The organism is Tissierella creatinophila DSM 6911 (assembly GCF_001940565.1).
GTDB classification, from domain to species: Bacteria; Bacillota; Clostridia; order Tissierellales; family Tissierellaceae; genus Tissierella_A; species Tissierella_A creatinophila.
In genome coordinates this window covers 40,775-59,216 of sequence record NZ_LTDM01000053.1, presented here as the reverse complement: position 1 = coordinate 59,216, position 18,442 = coordinate 40,775, and the positions used below count along the sequence as shown (strand labels likewise).

Here is an 18,442-nt window from a genome sequence, read left to right as displayed (position 1 = left end):
AATATTTATAGGGAGTTGAAATCTAGTCATATGAAAATTTTATTTTTACATTTAACGGATATACATTGCAAAGACGGTTCAGATTTAAATAATCATAAACTTGAGCAAATGATTAATTCTCTTAATTCGCTTGGCGACATTGATGAATGTATACTAGTAGCTTCAGGTGATTTAGCATATTCAGGAGCTATAAATGAATATAAAGTTGTGCGAGGATTTATAGGTACAATTTTATCGAAACTGGGTAAAAAACTTGATAAATATATCAAATTATTAATTGTACCTGGCAATCATGATATTAGTTATGGGACAAGTAGTCGTACTTCCGAAGATATTATTGAACTATTTAAAAACGGTAAAAATATTGATGATGAGCTTGAAAAAGACCATGCCTTAATGAAAAATTTTTGGGATTATGCTAATTCTAAAAATTGTTTTAAACATAATAGATCATGTGATGTAAAAATAATCCAATTTGGTAATTTTACTATTCAGGCTAATCTTATTAATACTGCCCCTTTTTCAACTAAAAAAATGGATAATAAAGAGCTTCATTATTTTCCAGAAGATAAACTGTACTCATTATTAAAGAAGGAAACTGTGGATTTAGCTATCACTGTTATGCATCATAGTACAGAATGGTTTAGATGGGATACTAAAAATAATTTAGAAGATACTTTACTTAAAAATTCAGAAGTTGTTTTTCAAGGACATGAGCATATAGCCAAGGGAGTTCAACAAATAGAAAATAATAAAAATGGAACAATTATTTCTAAAGGTGGAGAGTATAGTGGTAGATTTACCCATGAAAGTACTTTTTCTGCAATGATATTTGATTCTACTGATTTTACCATTGAAAATACCATTTTTAAATGGAATAAGAAAGAGAGTATATTTATTAAAGAAGATTTGTTTGGTCCTCATAAAATTAAAAAGAAAAATAATGAGTTTGAACCTAATGATGATTTTATAGAACAATTTTATGCAGATAATCAGAATTTAGCAGATGATGTTACTGATTATTTTGTTTTTCCAGAATTAAACACTAAATACAAGGCCCAATCTGAAATTAAGAAAAAGATTTTAGATGAGGAAGGCTTTTTTAGTGTTTTGTCTGAAATTAAATGTATTAATATTACTGGAAGAAACAGTAGTGGAAAATCAGCACTTTTAAAGTATCTCTATAAGGCATCGTTAGGGAGGGGCTTTACACCACTATATTTAGGAAGTGATGATTATAAATCCAAGAAAATCAATAAATTACTTAGGGATTTATTTGAAGAACAATATAGTGAAGAATCAGTAGATTTTAACAGATATGAACAATTGGATAGGGATAAAAAAATAGTTTTTGTTGATGACTTTAATAGTATAAACCATATTGGGAGCCGAGATAAGTTATTAGAGTATCTTGTTAATAATGTTGGATATGTAATACTATCAAGTAATGAAATATTTGATGTTAATTTAATAGAGCCTGTAAAGAATGCTTTGAAATATGAATCTGATATAGAAAACTATATTATCTCAGATTTTTATAAGGATAAAAGAGAAGAGCTAATAATAAAAGTCTGTGAATTAAATTCTCCTGAAATTTGTAGGGATGATATCGATAATCTGATAAGGGTAGTTGATGCTTTTGTTTTGAAAAAATTTGGATTATTTAACCTTACTCCTGACTTCATAATACAATACATAAAGTTCTTTTTAGGGCAACATGCACAGGAAAGAAGAGGAGAGGGTGTATTTAACTTAATATTTGAGACCAATATTAGAAATTCAATCATAAAAAATTCACATAAAAGTGAAGTGGAAGATTTTATGATTTCACTTGAAGAAATAGCGTTTTATATGCACTTCAATAAAACTGAAAATATCTCTTCAACAAAGATTGAAGAAATAATAAATCAATATTGTAAAGATTATGCTATTAAAATTGATATTCAAAGATTTATGGAGTCCTCGTTAAAATCTAAAATTATTCAAAGTTCCAGTGGAAGTCTAAATTATGAGTTTTCTAATAGAAATTTATTATCTTATTTCATAGCAAAAAAGATAAATAAACTAATAGAACGGAATGGTCCTGATATAGAAGAATTGCATTATATATTAAATAACATTTGTTTTGGAATTAATGATACAATCTTACTATTTCTGTCTTATTTAAGAAGTAACACAAAAATGGTATTAAACCTTTGTAAACAGGTGAACAAGATTCTTGACCCTTTTGAAGAATTAAACTTTGATAAATCTAACATTAGTTTTCTTAAAAAAGCTCAGCTAGATAACATATCGGCACCTAACAGTACTGATAGAAAGGTCTATAAAGAACATGCAACTGAGCGAGAGAGGCATCTTCAAAAGCAAGAAGAAGAGATAAGATATGTAAGTATTTACGATTATGATGAAAGTGAAATAGAAAGGTTTCCAAATAATATAAATAGAGCCATTAAATACATGGAGATTATTTCCAAATCTCTTGTTAGTCAATTCAGTATTTTAAATTCTACTGAAAAAACTGAAATTATTGATTGTATTTATAAAATTCCAAATAAAATATTATATGCCATTTTAAAGAAATATGATGATAATTATGATCAAATAATTGAGGAAATTAAAGGCTTATTGGATGTTATGGAAGGTTCACCTGATATAGAAAAAGAAAAAATTGAAAAGTTTTTTGTTTCTTTTTCTATTGCATTGTGCCTGAGTCTATATGATAATATTGCGTTTAATGGTTCTGATAGAAAAACACTTGGACTGTTAAATGAATTTGAAATGGATAATTCAAATTATTTAATTATGAATTTAATGATGATAGAAAATGGAGACACAACGGATGGATTTATAGAAAACTTTAAAAGGTTGATGGATAATTCTGGAGACTTGTTTTTAAAGCAGCTTGTACAACTTGTTGCAAGAAAACACATAATGACTAGGGATGCATTAAATCATAGTCAGCGTTCTAAATTATTAGAAGGTTTTCCTGAATCATCCAAGAAACAAATATTATTATCATCTTTTCAAAGCAAGAAAAAAGCAAGATAAATACCTCATTACATTGGCTTGATTGGTCATTTTCACTTTACAGATTATGACCGAACTAGTAAAGTGAGTTCTTAGTTTTCCACAATGCTTGGGTATTTATCTTATTTTAGTATATGTTACTATTAACTATGCTATACCGTATAAATATAAAACTAGTATTAATTATTTATATTGGATGTAGTATATATCTTAGGATACAAAAAAAGCTCCTCTATATATTAAATCTAAAAAAAAGGTGTCCAATAATTAGTATGAAATCATTGTGAATTAGGGGTGAAATATGGGCGTTATTAAAACAATTATTGAAAGATTAAAGTTGAAAGAACTGTTTGCAATAGTATTTATAACAGCATTAATTATAACGTTTATGCCCATTGAATGGGCAATAAAAATACAAATTGAGGAAATCAGACTATCATATCAGACTTATATAAGCCTTTCTATTATTATTATAGGTTCATATTATTTGTTTATAATATTTTGTTGGATTAAAAACATAATCTGGAGTAAATTTTATAATGCTAAGAAGACTGCAATTAAGTACATGAAAGGATCAATGTCTCTTGATGAGATGGCATTACTTATTGAGAAATATTATGATTCAAATAATAATAGGTTTAGAAGTACAGCAATGATTGAATTTAGTGATGGTAGAAAGGCAGCTTTGGAGAGTAAATTTATTTTATATAGAGCATCAACTATAAGTGAATGGGGTTATTCGTTTGCGTATAATTTACAACCTTATGCACTTGAATTCTTAAATAAAAACTTAAATGCAGGAAATATTGAGATTTTGACAGATTCATTTACGTATAAGCTTATGTAATTTTTGATAGATTAACTTGGAGATAGCTTAGATATGAGGTTGATTGGCTGGTATAATTACAATATTTAAAATAATAAATTAGATTTTTAATAGTACTTATAATATTCATGGGGGTGTTTAAATGACAGCATTAGTTGACTTTTTAGTAGTAAACAATACTCAATCAGGGGATAATGATTGGTTTGCTTATACAAAAAATATTATAAATAACTTGCTTGATAAAAAGTTAATAACTCAACTAGTAACAAATCAATCAAGTTTAGATTTTGCCAGCAGTTCACCAATTATGTCTATTGAAGAGAATATTTTTATAATTAATTTTATTTACTCAAAGGATGGTCATGATACTCATTGGAAATTAGAGTTTGAATTTGGAACATTTAATTCGTCAAATCAGCTTCAAATTACAATATATTCTAATGACTACAAGCTAGGGATAAATGATAATTATTTAGAACAGTTAAAGCTTTTCATTAAAAAAATTATAAAATCTGATTGGGAAAAAATTGTTTGGCTTATGGATAAAGATTCTGAAATGCTATCAATTGAACTTTATCCATCTATATATCGTGTCGAAAATCTTGCGCGTCAATTGATAAATGAGGTAATGATTAAAGAATATGGCATTGAATGGTGGAATGTTTATGTTCCAGCCTATATACGAGACAAGCACCGTTCACGGCTAAGGGGATATAAATCTGTTGTTCCTGGGTTTGCAAACGTCGATGAACGCTTGATGTCCATTGATATAGGTGATCTAATCTCTATTTTCATGTTACAAGAAAAAAAGTGGAAACCTATATTTAATAATGAGGTTAGTCAGTTATTGAATGGACATTCTGAGATTAAACTTGAAAAACTAAAGAAAATACTGTCTGAACAAATGCATACTACAAAAGATTTATGGACAGATCAATTTTCAAAATATCTTTCTAATAGTTTTATTGAGAATTTGAAAGAATTTGAATTAAATCGAAATCATGTTGTTCACAACAAGCTAATTGACCGCGCCGCATATACGACTATTTTAAGTTCTATTCATACAGTCGAAGAAGAATTGAAATTTGGATTGAAAAAGGTTTCTGAACATATTATTTCTTCTGAGCAGCGTGGAATAATTTCTGAACAGTTGGAAATGGAAAGACAAGAACAAGAAGCAGCACTTCATGAAATAATGGTCTCGGAAGCTGGTGTTGAAATACGCAGTTCAGAAGAAATTTTGGACTTATTTGATGAATATTTATACAATTTTCATTCGGAATTTCAAGCTAATTTAAGGTTCCGCAATGATATTGAAATTAGTGATTACCAAAATATTATTTCTTCTTCTGACATAGGTATTCTTTTTGAAGTCAAATATAAGATTAATGATGAAATCGCTATTGTAAGCTATTCAATTGAATCTATAACTGAGTCGCAGGGTGATGAAAGTTCTATAAATATTTTAGTTCAACTGGGCAAAGAATCTTATTCTAAACAAATAAGATATATAAATGGTGAAGTATCCTTTAACTCATATCAGGGAAATTATATGCCCGAAAGACAAGATGAATTTTATATATCAGATGTGGATGAGTTGACAGAAGGACTTATGGATTTTATTGAAACACATTTTGAAAATATGCGTGAATGTATCGATTCAGAAATGTTTTCAATAATAAAAGATGGCGGACAAAATCCATTAGCTGAGATACCTTGTTGGGAATGTGGTGAAGATTATATTTGCGTTGATGAAAACTATGGAATATTTGGACAGTGCTTAAATTGTGGTGAAATGAATGAAATTGCAATTTGTAGTCGCTGCGAATGCTTATTTGAAGGCAATTCCAATGAAGAAGAACCTGTTTTTTGTGATAATTGCCTGGATTATTTTGAATCACAATGACGATACTAAATATAAAAGAAGTAATCTAACCTGAAGTTATAATTACCTATTTTCAACTGGATTAAAATAAGAATTACGGTGCTTATTTTACTTCTAGTGCTATGGTAAAGAAGATAGATGTTTATAATCGAATTGTTGTTATGACTGATGGAATATAGATTCATATTGAGGAAATCATGAATATAGAGGGTCAGATATTCGATAATATATATGATTAGTATGTGGAGAAATTTGAGCATTTACCTTCATATCCATGAGAGGAGGCAGGTTTGATGCATAATAGATTAATCGTAGGGCTAGTAGATGGGAATGGGAATCTCATATCATCACAGCCTTACAATGAGTTTCAATATGGGTGACGCTCTACAGATATTATTATTCCCATGCGAGGTAGGAGATTAATACAGATTTTACAAGATGAGATTGGAAATATTTCATACCAAGATAATCGTTTAATTCTAAAGCAGATATTTGCTTCTAACGTAAATATCACAGCTATGACTTTGCCTGGAAAAATTGCAGAGGCTGTCCTTGTAAGACGTTGTCAGGAAGATGAACAGTTGAATAGGCGGTTATTTCAGCTTTCAAGGCGTAAAAATGCATGGAAATCTACTGCCAGAAGATTCAAGGCGATTGGTACTGGGTTAAAAACTACACAGAGAAACTTCACAAAACGATATAATCCTTCGGACCCACAGCGAGACATTATTTGGGTTGATGATGAAGGAATTCCTGCTTTAATGTCTGGTAGTTCTGATATAGCTGGTATAGAAGCAGGGATTCAAGTAAAAGTTAGCCTGTATGGAATTGGATATATTGTAGATGATTTGACTCGAAATAGATACGAAGTTCCAATGCTGTACTTCCCAATCAACAATGATTTCGAGAAAGTTATTGATCGGCTTGTAAAAGAACAGAGAGCATATGTTTTCGATGTTGAAACTGGAGATTATCGAGGTATTCGTGTAGGAGAAGATTTGGTGGATATTAGGGCATATGATTACGATGCATTTGAAGAAGTAAGAGACTATTATCCTATTGTATATGGGCTAATAAATGAGGATATTGATCTCGTGGATTTAGTTGATATAGCACAAGGAAATGGGATACTTGAAAACACAGTGTTACTTACAGCGTTGAGCGCATCTAATGTGGAAACGATTATTTTAGAATAGTATTTAGAGTTCTCGATAAACATTTAACTATAAAGCAATAAGTGACAAATTTAATTTATATAGAAATGACTTGCATAATGTATTCTTTTAAAAATTGCTAAGACTAAAGCCTTCAGTATACTGGGGGTTTTATTGTTGGCAACTTTTATCATTACTAAATTAAATATCAATATATATAGTTGCCATACTATAATTGAAATAGTAATTAATCAAAAATGAATCATTACATGCCGAAAATTTTGAAAATAAACCCAACCACCAAGGGGGTACCAGATACTTACGACATCATTATTGACCTCTCAAGGCATGTTGAAGTAGCAATTCTGATGACGTATTGTGGTTTGGATAAGGAATAATAGGGTGCAACCACAACATATGGTGGTTTGTAGATGAAATTCGGGTCAAAAATCGGGGAAAAACACCCTTTTTTGACCCTTTTAAATAGGGCATTTGACAGATGACATTGGATGTTTGGAGATGTTTCAGGAAGAAATGGTTAAATTTGGTTGATAAAATGGTGGGCGAATTATATACTATATGCAAGAATATTTATAGCATTAAGTCTTTTAAGATTTAACCTTTTTAGTCAGCATATTATTTTGGTTACATAAATTTTAAGTATTAATTCCTATTAAATCACCGTGTTTATTTTTAATAAATAACAGAATTATAATTCGAGAAATACCACATGAAAGCTATCTGTAAAATACATTTGACAGTTGAAAATATGCCATTGGCAAAGGTATTTGATAGCACTATAATGTTTCTTTGACTAAGATAAGAAGAAAGGAGATGAGGAAAGATGGAGTTAGGAAATCAGATTAAAAAGTATCGAAATGAATTAGAAATTTCTCAAGAAAAATTAGCTGAAAAGATTTATGTTTCCAGACAATCTATTTCTAATTGGGAAAATGATAAAAATTATCCAGATATAAATAGTCTGATCCGTTTAAGTGAAGTCTTTCATATCTCTCTTGATATCTTAATTAAAGGAGATGTGGAAAAGATGAAAAAAGAGATAAGTGAGAAAGACAGAAAATATTTTGAAAAGGTGAGTAATATTTATGCTATTCTGTTTGGTTTGCTAGTATTAACCCCAATGCCTTTGTTGTACTTTTTGGATAAGATTGGAATGGTTTTTTGGGCTGTATTAGCTATAGTTTCAATGTATGTAGCCTTTTTAGTAGAAAAGAAGAAAAAAGAATTTGATATTCAAACATACAAAGAAATTATAGCTTTTAACGAAGGAAAAAATTTAGATGAAATTTCAAAAGCAAGAGAAGAAGGGAAGCGTCTGTACCAAAAAGTATCACTAGCACTTTTGGCTGCTATAGCTACTGTAATATTATCACTGGGAACTATGTATTTGCTAACGAAATTCTTCTAAATATAGTAGTGGAAAAATAGTAGAATTATATAAACCATGAATAACTTATATATTGGGGGTGTTGATATGACAAATAAAAATGATAATAGTGACAATAGGGATAATCCTGTTGGAACTTGGATAGGAATCGGATTAGCCTTAGGTACTGCCATTGGGGTAATAGTTAAAAATATTCCTATTGGAGTTGGGGTAGGCCTCGCACTTGGAGTAGGAATAGGTTCTAGTATAAATAAAAAATAAGTATGTATAAAGTTCTAGAAATATTTTATAGGTATTCTTTATTTTATGCACAACTAATAAGATGTAAAGAAATTGAATATAGAGAATAAGCTAGCGAAGTTGAGGTCAGTCAAGACCAAGTAAACTTTTCCATTTTTTTATGTTTAAAAACAGAAAAGAAAGGATTGAGAACAATGTCAAAATTATTTATGTATGGAAGATCCTTGGAAGGAATAGAATAAATGGCTATAGAATTCACTGATTATGCTTCCTTACAGTTGCATTCTTCGGAATTCCTGAGATGAGACCTGCCATTATTTATTTCGGAAATAGAGTTAGGGCTTCAATGGTTATGAAAAGAAGAAGTAGTATAGTCACCAATAAGTATTTGTTTTATAAGGAATAAAAGCTTTACTTAAAATAATGTCTTGTGATATAATTGCACCAAATAACCCACAAACCTAAGTGGAATGTGGATGTGGAGGTGCAAGATGGTTAAAAAAGATCTTTATCAAGCTTTTGAAAACAACGGTGGTATATTAAGAACTTACCAACTTAATGAACTAGGGTTTTATAGTAGACAAATAAATAAATTAATAGAAAATGGTGATATTGCAAGGATAAAAAGGGGATTTTATGAACTTAGAAGTAATATATACCCAGAAGAAGTTATAATAGCGAGATTATTTCCTGATGCAGTAATTTTTCTAGAATCTGCTTTGATGATTTATGGATATACCGATAAGATACCTCTATCATGGCAAATAGCTGTAGATAGAAATAGTGAAAAAGGTCAATACAAAATAGATTATCCATTAATAAATGTATTTTATATGGAACCAAAGATTTTAGATGTGGGAGTAGATAAAAATCAAATAGAAAATGTTGATGTTAAAGTATTTAATAGAGATCGTACCATATGTGATGTTTTGCGACATGAAAATAAAATAGAAAGGGAAGTATTTAGTAATGCTATTCAAAGATATGTAAAGGATCCTAAAAAGGATATCAAAAAACTTCTAGAATACTCCAATTTGTTAAATCTAAAGAATAAAGTCCAAACATATATCGGGGTGTGGTTATAATGAAAGATAAATCAGAATCAATATTAGCAAGACTTAAAAATGAATCGAAGAAAAAGGGTATTTCACTACAGCAATTATTAAACTTATTTTGTCAGGAAGAATTTATTAGAAGGCTTGCAATATCAAATTATAAAGACAATTTAATCCTAAAGGGTGGTTATTTTTTATATTCAATTAGTGAATTCACCTCAAGACCGACAATTGATGCAGATTATTTACTGAAAAATTATTCTAATGATATAAATACCATAGAAAAGCTTATTATTGAAGTTCTATCTGTAGAAACCCAGAATGATTTTATTGAGCTTCAGATTAGAAACCTGGAAGTCATTAGTGAACTTAAAGAATATAGTGGTGTTAGGGTTAACCTCATTGGGATTATTGGAAGAACTAGAACTCCCTTTAGCATAGACTTTGGTGTTGGAGATATTATAATTCCTTCACCAGTTGAAAGGATTTTGCCAGTTTTACTTTCAGGCTTTGAACAACCTAAGATTTTTACATATTCCTTGGAATCAACAATAGCAGAAAAAATTGATGCGATTATTTCACTTATGGAACTAACAGGTAGGATGAAGGATTTTTATGATATTTACTATATAGCAACAACATTTGATTTAGAGGGAAGGAAATTGCAAGAAGCAATATATGAAACTTTATCAAATAGAGGAAGAACTTATGAGAAGGATTCCATTACCGATATTCTTAGACTAAGCTCAGATTCAGAAATTCAAAAAAGATGGGATAATTTCTGTAATAAGGTATTAAATTATGAATTAGATTTTGTAGATGTAATTCATATAATTATTGATTTTATATCGCCACCTTTTGAATCAATTCTTAAAGAAGATGAGTTCTTTGGTAATTGGAATTCTAAAAAAAGAAATTATAATAAATAAGAAATATAATTTTCCACCAAGGGGATAATATCAACCTACGACATCTTTATTGAACTCTCAAGGCACGTTGAAGTCGTAACACTACTTGTGAAGGAGTAAAGCGACTGAAAAAGTATATGTACGTCTCATGTAAGGAATGTCCAAGAAGACGAGCGATAGGGTCGGCTGATTGGGTACATTCTACGGCTGAGAGTATAATTCTGTTGACGTATTGTTGTGGATTAGAGGCGCAATGACAGGGAATAACCACGATATAGAGTAGTTGGAGGAGAAAATATGGGTGCAAATAACATTTCAAAAATAACATTTTTATTAGGAATAGTTTTATTAGTTATAGCTTATCTGATTCCACATGACAGCATGGAGTTTTTATTAGGTCAAGCGGTAAGGCCATTAGGACTTATAAGTGTATTTATTAATCCGGTTTTAGGGATAATAGGAAGTATCTTTAGTTTAGTAAAGAAACAGTGGTTATATCTTGTCTTAAATATAATACTTATATTCAGCTTTTCTATAATTATGTCTATAGGGTATTCTATAGGATATATTTTACAAGGGTAATAGTTAAGTAATCTTTATATTAAATGTCTCAAGGATGACTTTTAATAATTGTGAGTTTTACTCATTTATAATTCTGACAAACTCAAAATATCTTATTAAGTAGTTGATTTTACTAGGGTAGAGTATGTTTTTAAACTCTACCTTTTTTATTTTATAAATTTAAATTAGCCCTAGCTCCAAATTTCTAGCCAACAAGAAGTGGGATATTATTAATAAACAATTAATAATTTTGGCATCGTTCCGATATGGGTATAAAATTATTGTGAGGTGATATTCATGGATTATATAAGTATAAAAGAAGCAAGTGAAAAATGGGGAATAAGCGATAGTAGGATCCGACTACTATGTCGTGAAGGTAGAATAGAAGGAGCTATGAAAATAGGGAGAAATTGGGCAATCCCTTTAGATGCAGTAAAACCAATTGACGGAAGAGAAAGTATTAACAAGGAATACCTTGGTTTAAAATATGATTTTAGTATTATTGATTCTCTAAAGAAAAGAATTGATAAGTATAGACCATTTCCAAAACAACTTGCAGACTCACTTCATGAAAAACTAGTTGTGGAATGGACATATAACAGTAATGCAATTGAAGGAAACACTTTGACGATGTCCGAAACAAAAGTTGTACTTGAAGGGATTACTGTTGGTGGTAAAACTATGATTGAGCATTTAGAGACAATAAATCATCGTGATGCTATTTTATTCATAGAAGATTTAGTTTCTAACAAAGAGCCAATTTCAGAATGGAATATAAAAAATATTCATTCTTTAATACTAAAAGAAATTGACAATAAAAATGCTGAGAAATATAGAACGGAAAATGTTGTAATTAGTGGTGCAAAACATATCCCCCCTAAACATTATGGAATAACTGATTTAATGCAAGAACTTATTGAAGAATATAATAATAATTGGAAAGATTATCATCCAGTAGTAAGGGCAACATTACTACATGGTGAATTTGTGAAAATTCATCCTTTCATTGATGGAAATGGGAGAACTTCAAGGCTTTTACTGAATTTTGAGTTAATGAGGAATGGATATACTCCAATCATTATTAAAAATGAAAATAGAGCAAAATATTATGAAGTATTAGATATTGCACACACAACAATGAATTATGAACCTTTCATAAAATTGGTAACAGAATTGGTGATAGAATCTGAAAAACTTTGGTTATCTGTATTGGATTAATAATAAAATAATAGGATCCACAAAGGGGATACTAGGTACTTACGACATCATGATTGACATCTCCAGGTACATCTCATGCTAGGAATCACCAAAATCCCCGATTTTATTTCATAAATAGGGGTAGGCTTCAATGTTTAGGGTTTCTAATTTCCAACCAAGAAGAAGTGGTATGGTCATGAATAATTATTTTAATTGTGAAGGAGGTGTTAAGGAATGCGATTGCAATCATAATAATATCAACAAAGACTAGAATAAATATGGATATATACATTCAGGTTTGAAAGATAATGTGGATAGTTTTAGATATAAGGATCTAGCCAGAGAATGTTTTGAAAGAATAATTAATTAGGTTGAACCTATACTAATCAATTGGGTATAATATCATTAAACAGGAGTTGCTTTTATGAATATAAACATAAACTGGCAAAATGAAAAAATTTAGAAAGTAAAAGCAATAAAAAATAGAAGTAAATTTATAATTAATCTGAGGATTTGTAAAAAAATTCGGCTATAAAAGTTAGCAATTGATGGTATAATAAATATAGAGTATATATAGGCAGGGGGAAAGTAGATGGAGATATATTTTGATATGAATATATATAACAGAGTATTTGATGATCAAACACAAATGAGAATAAGATTTGAGTCTATGGCAATAGATATCTTATTTGAACTGGTTGAAAAGAAAAAATATGAATTAGTATGGTCTTTTATCCTAGAATATGAAAATAGTAGAAATCCTTTTATAGAAAGAAAACTCAATATCATATCTATTTCTACCTTATGTAATAAAATAATAGAGCCTAATGATAGTATTAAAGAAATAGCTAGAGATATAGTTATGAAATCAAGTACTAAAGATAAAGATGCACTACACCTTGCATCAGCCGTATATGGAGGCTGCAAATACTTTATAACTTGTGATGATAAATTTATAAAGACAATAGAAAGAAATAGAGACAACTTGAAGGATATAATTAAAGATATTAAACTATATAATCCTATAGATTTTCTTAGAAAGGAGATGGATATTGATGTTATTGAATGAAAAAAGCAAATTCACAGATAAAGAAATAATAGAAAAAGGTTCTAGGGCATTAATAAAGGAACTGGGCTATTCTGGATTCTTACGGTTTATCCGCCACTCCGAGGGAATAAGCAAAGAAGATTATTTGAAATTAGAAGATGAAATATTTGAAAACCTGTCTTTAGATGAAATATTTGATAATGCAAAGAAACACTGGGAAAGTAGATAATAATTAATAGGAAAATATGTATCCTATAGAAAAGTTTTAGAGAATGTAAATAATAAGTTATGTAGATTATAAAAAACAAAGCTTTCGGACTAATTATTGTTCGAGAGTTTTGTTTTTTATGATTTTTAAATTAACAATAAATATATAAATTTGTAAAATTTGAAAAAAAACTTTTTTAATGGCTTCAGCGACTTTTTTATTATTTAACTGTAAAAGACCAGAAACTTAAATGGGTTATTATGGAAAAATGTCCTAAATAAGGTTATAATATGACATAATACATTATATATTCTAAAATTTGAGGTATAAACACTCTTCACAATTATGGAATAAAGTAAAAACTGGAGGTAGAGCAATGGCAGGCAATTCAAAAATAAATAGAACACCAGACTTGGATATAAGCAGACAAGTATTTGCCAAAAGGGTAGTTCTAATTCTAATAACATTTGTCTTACTGTCCGTAGTAATAATAGTTCTATTTATATATAGACCCCTAAAGGTGGAACTGGAAAAGAGCTTAGTGAACAGTTTCCAAGAGCTTGCTAATATCAGGTATATATCATTAGAAAATAATATTAATAAGGGTTTAGAAGGGGCTAGGAGCATGTCAAGTAGGAGCGTCATCCGGGATTCTATTCTTGATTATATGGACAAAGAAATTACCTTAGAGGAATTAAAAGTTTCCAACCAAAAAAAATATGAAGATGGCGCTAAGGTTCTTGACAATCTTATACTAGCTGAGAGATATGTAGAAGATAATCTAATAGCCAGTTATCCCGTAGATAACTACGAGAAAATAGATTGTGGAAGCTGGGTGAATTTAGATAAAAATAGCCAAATATCTTATGAAATATGCTTGGAAGAAAGAAATGAGTACCTAAAAGTACTTTCAACAATTTATGCAGAAGACAAGATCATAGGCTATGATATGCTCCTATTTAATCTAAAAGAACAAATCCATAACCTATGTACTGATGAGATAAAATCTGAGATTATTAGCCAAGAGGAAATGGCAAATATAATTAAAGATGCAAAAATATTAAAAAGTAATGGTTCTAATATCCTATTATATAATGGGGGAGATTTTTATAAGGCCTTTCATATGAAGGATACAAACAGTCTGATTGTAAGACAAGGAAAAGAACACTTATTGGAGCCTATATACCGTACAGGTAGTCATGTCTTATTTATTACTATAGGTGTATTAATAGTTTATACCTTAGGAATTTACTTCTTTATAATTAGATATGCAAAAAATGAATTGGATAATAGTTGTATTGACTTAAATGTAGCCATAAACAAGGCTAATACTGATCCCTTGACCAATCTATGTTCAAGAAGATGTGGAGAAGAATTTTTAATTTTAGAATTTGAAGCATTCAAAAGAAACAGAGACTCCCCTGCCATTTTTGTAATAGATATCGATGGGTTAAAAAAGATAAATGATGAACATGGTCATTTAGTAGGTGACTTAGCTATTCAGGCTGTATCAAAAAAATTAGAAGATAGCATACGTCACGAAGATATAATATTCCGTTGGGGGGGAGACGAATTTATAGGAATCTTTCATAGAATAAGTGAAGAGAATTCACTTAAATTAGCCCAAAAACTTCTAGCAGAAATATCGAGCTTAGAAATTACAGCTGATAAAGGCATTATTAGACCAACAATATCTATTGGAATTTCCTATTTTTTTGATGAAGACTATGCTTACATAGAAGTAATCAATAGAGCTGACAATGCCATGTATCAGTCCAAATTGAAGGGTAAAAACAAAGTAAATATGATGTAAAGTCGAAATGAGAAAATCGGAATAGATAATAATATACTTAATAAGCCAGGAAAATTAACAGATGGGGAATGAAATATTATTAAGCAACACCCTGAAATAGGCTACAGGATTGCCGTGTCAACTCCCCAGCTAGAACACATAGCAGAATATATTCTATATCACCATGAAAGATGGGATGGAAGAGGTTATCCTAAAAGTTTATCAGGAGAAGAAGTTCCTTTGGTCGCAATTGAAAGTCCTTCACCATTTTATGGGATTACTTTGATATTATTGACCGCTTACGAAATAGCGAAGTTTTAGGTTGTGACAAAATACCAAGTAAACTTCACTATTTTTTGTGCCCAAAAATAGAAAGAAAAAAATTTTATTGACAATCATTTAGTTAACTACTATAATATTAAGAACTTAACAATTAAGAACTTAAGGATTGAGAGGTTAGCAATTTAGAATTATTATCATAGTAATTTTAGGAGGTATAAATCCTCAACGAGTATTGACACGAAACTGTTATAGTAGATTGTAATTAGATGATAGTTCATCTTTTCAGATTTGTAATTGAGTATAAATAAGGCTTTACTTACTAGAATTTAATAACTGTTTATCTATAAGAAAAAGGAGGAAATTAAATGGATAAGGTTTTGAAAGAACAATATTTATATGCAATGTTTCGTTTTACAAAAGTTGGTATGATTTTACCTCAGAAATCAGACTTAAATATGACTGAGCTTATTATAATGAAAGGTGTAGCAGAAAATTCTTCCTTCACGGACAACAATATTAGCACATCTGAAATCCAAAGCAAACTTCATATTACAAAATCTGCAATTTCGCAGGCTATAAATTCACTTGAAAAGAAAGGATATATTGAACGCAAGATAGATACAGCTGATCGTAGAAAAATAATAGTCACACTCACACAAACAGGAGAAAACTCCTTAAACGAAATAAAAGAGTTTGTCAATCAAATATTGGAGGAAGCTATTTCTCGTTTGGGAAGTGAAAACACAAAACAGCTAACTGTACTTTTAAATCAAGCATCAGATACATTTGAAGATCTTAAAAGTGAAATAGTACAAAATGATAAAAAATATGACAATGAACAACATCTGAATAAGTAGACAAATAAAAATGAGGTGAATTCAAATGGAGAATTACAGCACTAAAGAAATGATTTTATCTGAAACAATTTTACCACAAGACTCAGAAGAGATTTTTGAAAAGATAGCAAATCTTAGTAGATATTATTGCTGTTACAATAACTGGTATAATGTTTACTATTCAATTCAAAAACGTATTAAGAGAATTAGATGCCTAGATAATTCTAAAGTATATAAATCAGTTTGTTCATAAAATAATTTTTATAAATTTAAATTAAGGAGTGATGACAATGTTTTATCCGTTTAGTTATTTTAGATTTGATCCAACTATGATTATTTTAATTCCAGCAGTTATTCTAACTATCTACGCCCAAAGCAAAGTACAATCAAATTTTGCTAAATACTTGAGAGTACCCATACAAAAGGGATATACGGGAGTCCAAGTTGCAAGAAGATTATTAGATCAAAATGGTTTGAACAATATACCAATTGAACTTTCAAGAGGTAAGTTAAGTGATCATTACGATCCAACAAAAGGAATTTTAAGACTATCCGGGGAAGTATATGAAGGACATTCTGTAGCTGCAGTAAGTGTTGCAGCTCATGAGGTAGGCCATGCAATTCAGCATGCTAATTGGATATATTCCATTATCTTTAAGAAATATGGTTTTTCCATTGGCTAGATTTGGGTCATCAGCAGCTTGGTTATTTATTATGATAGGTTTACTTATTCCTAGCTTAGGTAGTCTTATGAATATAGGCATATTACTTTTTGGAACAGCAGTTTTATTTCAAATTATTACACTACCAGTAGAATTTAATGCAAGTAGTAGAGCTCTAGAACTACTTGATACTAATGGTTTTGTAGTAGAAAATGAAATCGAGGGAGCAAAGAAGGTACTAAATGCTGCAGCCTTAACTTATATAGCAGCTATGGCAAGTGCTATAGCACAATTAATAAGACTTATTTTGATAAGAAATAGAAATAATCAAGACTAAAAAAATTCTAATTTTTATAGAGGGGACATATAAGTTAATTTATATTTTCTATGGAGGACATATTTATGAGTAAAATTGTAATTGTTACTGATTCAAATAGTGGTATTACGCAGGAACAGGCTGATAAATTAGGAGTTTTTGTTATTCCAATGCCTGTAGTTGTGGGCGATGAAATATATTATGAAGGTATTGATATAGATAGAAAGCAGTTCTATGAAAAGCTTTTAGAAAATATAAATATTTCAACTTCACAGCCTTCACCGGCTGATATAATGAAGTTATGGAGTGATTTATTGACAAATTATGATGCTATAGTTTACATACCAATGTCAAGTAGCCTAAGTGGAAGCTATCAGACTTCAGTAATGCTATCAAATGAATTTGATGGGAAATTTCATGTGGTTAATAACCAGAGAATCTCTGTTTCTCAAAGACAGTCTGTACTTGATGCTTTAGAAATGATAAGTCTAGGAATGCCTGCACTAAAAATAAAGGAAACTTTGGAAAAAGATAAGTATAATTCAAGTATCTATATTGCAGTAGAAACTCTTGAATACTTGAAAAAAGGTGGAAGAATTAATCCGACAGCAGCAACTCTCGGTTGTCTTTTAAAGATAAAACCAATTTTACAAATTCAAGGTGAGAAATTAGAGTCTTTTGCAAAAGCAAGAACTATAAACAGTGCAAAAAAAACAATGATAAACGCTATAAAGAATGATATTTTCAATCGTTTTGGTGGTAATAACAAAGGAAACAAGATTTTACTTCAGATTGCACATACCAACAGGGATAAGGAGGCTAAAATCTTAAGAAAGGAACTACAGATTGCTTTTCCTGAGTATCCAATTTATGTTGATCATTTGCCATTAAGTATTTCATGCCATCTTGGATCGGGTGTGCTAGGTGTTGGCTGCATCAAAAAAATAAAATATAAATAGTCAATATAAGTAAAAATATGAATTTAGCCTTATGTGATTATGTATAATACTAAATATATATACTGGATAGAGAACCAT

At 29.7% G+C, this 18,442-nt stretch carries 19 protein-coding genes; all 19 read left to right on the top strand.

Annotated features, from left to right (window positions below; genetic code table 11):
* Nucleotides 1-30 precede the first annotated feature (30 nt).
* On the top strand, nt 31-3,048 hold the full coding sequence (locus TICRE_RS10300; RefSeq protein WP_075727773.1) for a metallophosphoesterase: 3,018 nt from the start codon (nt 31-33) through the stop codon (nt 3,046-3,048).
* Between the two features lie 280 nt (nt 3,049-3,328).
* Nucleotides 3,329-3,874 carry a super-infection exclusion protein B gene (locus TICRE_RS10295; RefSeq protein ID WP_075727771.1) on the top strand — a complete coding sequence of 182 codons (546 nt, stop codon included), beginning with the start codon at nt 3,329-3,331 and terminating at the stop codon, nt 3,872-3,874.
* 121 nt (nt 3,875-3,995) lie between these two features.
* Entirely contained in the window at nt 3,996-5,759 is a 1,764-nt protein-coding gene (locus tag TICRE_RS10290; RefSeq protein ID WP_075727769.1) for a hypothetical protein, read from the top strand.
* Between the two features lie 497 nt (nt 5,760-6,256).
* Nucleotides 6,257-6,934 carry a hypothetical protein gene (locus TICRE_RS10285; protein WP_233120193.1) on the top strand — a complete coding sequence of 226 codons (678 nt, stop codon included), beginning with the start codon at nt 6,257-6,259 and terminating at the stop codon, nt 6,932-6,934.
* A gap of 802 nt (nt 6,935-7,736) precedes the next feature.
* On the top strand, nt 7,737-8,321 hold the full coding sequence (locus TICRE_RS10280) for a helix-turn-helix domain-containing protein (protein WP_075727765.1): 585 nt from the start codon (nt 7,737-7,739) through the stop codon (nt 8,319-8,321).
* 66 nt (nt 8,322-8,387) lie between these two features.
* Nucleotides 8,388-8,561 carry a glycine zipper family protein gene (locus TICRE_RS13090; protein ID WP_143583151.1) on the top strand — a complete coding sequence of 58 codons (174 nt, stop codon included), beginning with the start codon at nt 8,388-8,390 and terminating at the stop codon, nt 8,559-8,561.
* Nucleotides 8,562-9,031: 470 nt separating this feature from the next.
* Nucleotides 9,032-9,625, top strand: a complete 594-nt coding sequence (locus TICRE_RS10275) for a type IV toxin-antitoxin system AbiEi family antitoxin domain-containing protein (RefSeq protein ID WP_075727763.1) — start codon at nt 9,032-9,034, stop codon at nt 9,623-9,625.
* A complete protein-coding gene (locus tag TICRE_RS10270; RefSeq protein ID WP_075727761.1) occupies nt 9,625-10,524 on the top strand; it encodes a nucleotidyl transferase AbiEii/AbiGii toxin family protein in 900 nt (299 codons plus the stop codon). Before TICRE_RS10275 ends, TICRE_RS10270 begins: the two co-directional genes overlap by 1 nt.
* Nucleotides 10,525-10,800: 276 nt before the next feature.
* On the top strand, nt 10,801-11,085 hold the full coding sequence (locus tag TICRE_RS10265; protein ID WP_075727759.1) for a hypothetical protein: 285 nt from the start codon (nt 10,801-10,803) through the stop codon (nt 11,083-11,085).
* Nucleotides 11,086-11,361: 276 nt separating this feature from the next.
* Nucleotides 11,362-12,282: a Fic family protein gene (locus TICRE_RS10260; protein ID WP_075727757.1), complete on the top strand. Its 921-nt coding sequence runs from the start codon at nt 11,362-11,364 to the stop codon at nt 12,280-12,282.
* A gap of 571 nt (nt 12,283-12,853) precedes the next feature.
* Complete coding sequence (locus tag TICRE_RS10255) at nt 12,854-13,330, top strand: PIN domain-containing protein (RefSeq protein WP_075727755.1); 477 nt, start codon at nt 12,854-12,856, stop codon at nt 13,328-13,330.
* The gene (locus TICRE_RS10250; protein WP_075727753.1) at nt 13,317-13,538 is read left to right on the top strand and encodes a hypothetical protein; all 222 of its coding nucleotides are present in this window, start codon (nt 13,317-13,319) and stop codon (nt 13,536-13,538) included. Before TICRE_RS10255 ends, TICRE_RS10250 begins: the two co-directional genes overlap by 14 nt.
* Before the next feature lie 355 nt (nt 13,539-13,893).
* The gene (locus TICRE_RS10245; RefSeq protein WP_075727751.1) at nt 13,894-15,330 is read left to right on the top strand and encodes a GGDEF domain-containing protein; all 1,437 of its coding nucleotides are present in this window, start codon (nt 13,894-13,896) and stop codon (nt 15,328-15,330) included.
* 75 nt (nt 15,331-15,405) lie between these two features.
* Nucleotides 15,406-15,630, top strand: coding sequence for an HD-GYP domain-containing protein (locus tag TICRE_RS10240; RefSeq protein WP_084191929.1), 225 nt, complete (start codon nt 15,406-15,408; stop codon nt 15,628-15,630).
* A gap of 326 nt (nt 15,631-15,956) precedes the next feature.
* The gene (locus TICRE_RS10235; RefSeq protein ID WP_075727747.1) at nt 15,957-16,448 is read left to right on the top strand and encodes a MarR family winged helix-turn-helix transcriptional regulator; all 492 of its coding nucleotides are present in this window, start codon (nt 15,957-15,959) and stop codon (nt 16,446-16,448) included.
* A 25-nt stretch (nt 16,449-16,473) separates the two neighbouring features.
* Nucleotides 16,474-16,680, top strand: coding sequence for a hypothetical protein (locus TICRE_RS13085; protein WP_143583149.1), 207 nt, complete (start codon nt 16,474-16,476; stop codon nt 16,678-16,680).
* A 37-nt stretch (nt 16,681-16,717) separates the two neighbouring features.
* Nucleotides 16,718-17,110, top strand: a complete 393-nt coding sequence (locus TICRE_RS13890; RefSeq protein ID WP_269843998.1) for a zinc metallopeptidase — start codon at nt 16,718-16,720, stop codon at nt 17,108-17,110.
* Nucleotides 17,103-17,426 carry a zinc metallopeptidase gene (locus tag TICRE_RS13885; RefSeq protein ID WP_269843997.1) on the top strand — a complete coding sequence of 108 codons (324 nt, stop codon included), beginning with the start codon at nt 17,103-17,105 and terminating at the stop codon, nt 17,424-17,426. The genes TICRE_RS13890 and TICRE_RS13885 overlap by 8 nt, the downstream gene beginning before the upstream one ends.
* 65 nt (nt 17,427-17,491) lie before the next feature.
* Nucleotides 17,492-18,364 carry a DegV family protein gene (locus tag TICRE_RS10225; RefSeq protein WP_075727745.1) on the top strand — a complete coding sequence of 291 codons (873 nt, stop codon included), beginning with the start codon at nt 17,492-17,494 and terminating at the stop codon, nt 18,362-18,364.
* Nucleotides 18,365-18,442 lie beyond the last annotated feature (78 nt).

What these genes read in the sequence shown, in the direction of transcription:
- TICRE_RS10265 (WP_075727759.1), top strand. Translation starts at nt 10,801, where the DNA reads ATGGGTGCAAATAACATTTCAAAAATAACATTTTTATTAGGAATAGTT.
- TICRE_RS10270 (WP_075727761.1), top strand. Translation starts at nt 9,625, where the DNA reads ATGAAAGATAAATCAGAATCAATATTAGCAAGACTTAAAAATGAATCG.
- TICRE_RS10255 (WP_075727755.1), top strand. Translation starts at nt 12,854, where the DNA reads ATGGAGATATATTTTGATATGAATATATATAACAGAGTATTTGATGAT.
- TICRE_RS10245 (WP_075727751.1), top strand. Translation starts at nt 13,894, where the DNA reads ATGGCAGGCAATTCAAAAATAAATAGAACACCAGACTTGGATATAAGC.
- TICRE_RS10300 (WP_075727773.1), top strand. Translation starts at nt 31, where the DNA reads ATGAAAATTTTATTTTTACATTTAACGGATATACATTGCAAAGACGGT.
- TICRE_RS10250 (WP_075727753.1), top strand. Translation starts at nt 13,317, where the DNA reads ATGTTATTGAATGAAAAAAGCAAATTCACAGATAAAGAAATAATAGAA.
- TICRE_RS13890 (WP_269843998.1), top strand. Translation starts at nt 16,718, where the DNA reads ATGTTTTATCCGTTTAGTTATTTTAGATTTGATCCAACTATGATTATT.
- TICRE_RS10275 (WP_075727763.1), top strand. Translation starts at nt 9,032, where the DNA reads ATGGTTAAAAAAGATCTTTATCAAGCTTTTGAAAACAACGGTGGTATA.
- TICRE_RS13085 (WP_143583149.1), top strand. Translation starts at nt 16,474, where the DNA reads ATGGAGAATTACAGCACTAAAGAAATGATTTTATCTGAAACAATTTTA.
- TICRE_RS10225 (WP_075727745.1), top strand. Translation starts at nt 17,492, where the DNA reads ATGAGTAAAATTGTAATTGTTACTGATTCAAATAGTGGTATTACGCAG.
- TICRE_RS10260 (WP_075727757.1), top strand. Translation starts at nt 11,362, where the DNA reads ATGGATTATATAAGTATAAAAGAAGCAAGTGAAAAATGGGGAATAAGC.
- TICRE_RS13090 (WP_143583151.1), top strand. Translation starts at nt 8,388, where the DNA reads ATGACAAATAAAAATGATAATAGTGACAATAGGGATAATCCTGTTGGA.
- TICRE_RS10280 (WP_075727765.1), top strand. Translation starts at nt 7,737, where the DNA reads ATGGAGTTAGGAAATCAGATTAAAAAGTATCGAAATGAATTAGAAATT.
- TICRE_RS10290 (WP_075727769.1), top strand. Translation starts at nt 3,996, where the DNA reads ATGACAGCATTAGTTGACTTTTTAGTAGTAAACAATACTCAATCAGGG.
- TICRE_RS10235 (WP_075727747.1), top strand. Translation starts at nt 15,957, where the DNA reads ATGGATAAGGTTTTGAAAGAACAATATTTATATGCAATGTTTCGTTTT.
- TICRE_RS10295 (WP_075727771.1), top strand. Translation starts at nt 3,329, where the DNA reads ATGGGCGTTATTAAAACAATTATTGAAAGATTAAAGTTGAAAGAACTG.
- TICRE_RS10285 (WP_233120193.1), top strand. Translation starts at nt 6,257, where the DNA reads ATGACTTTGCCTGGAAAAATTGCAGAGGCTGTCCTTGTAAGACGTTGT.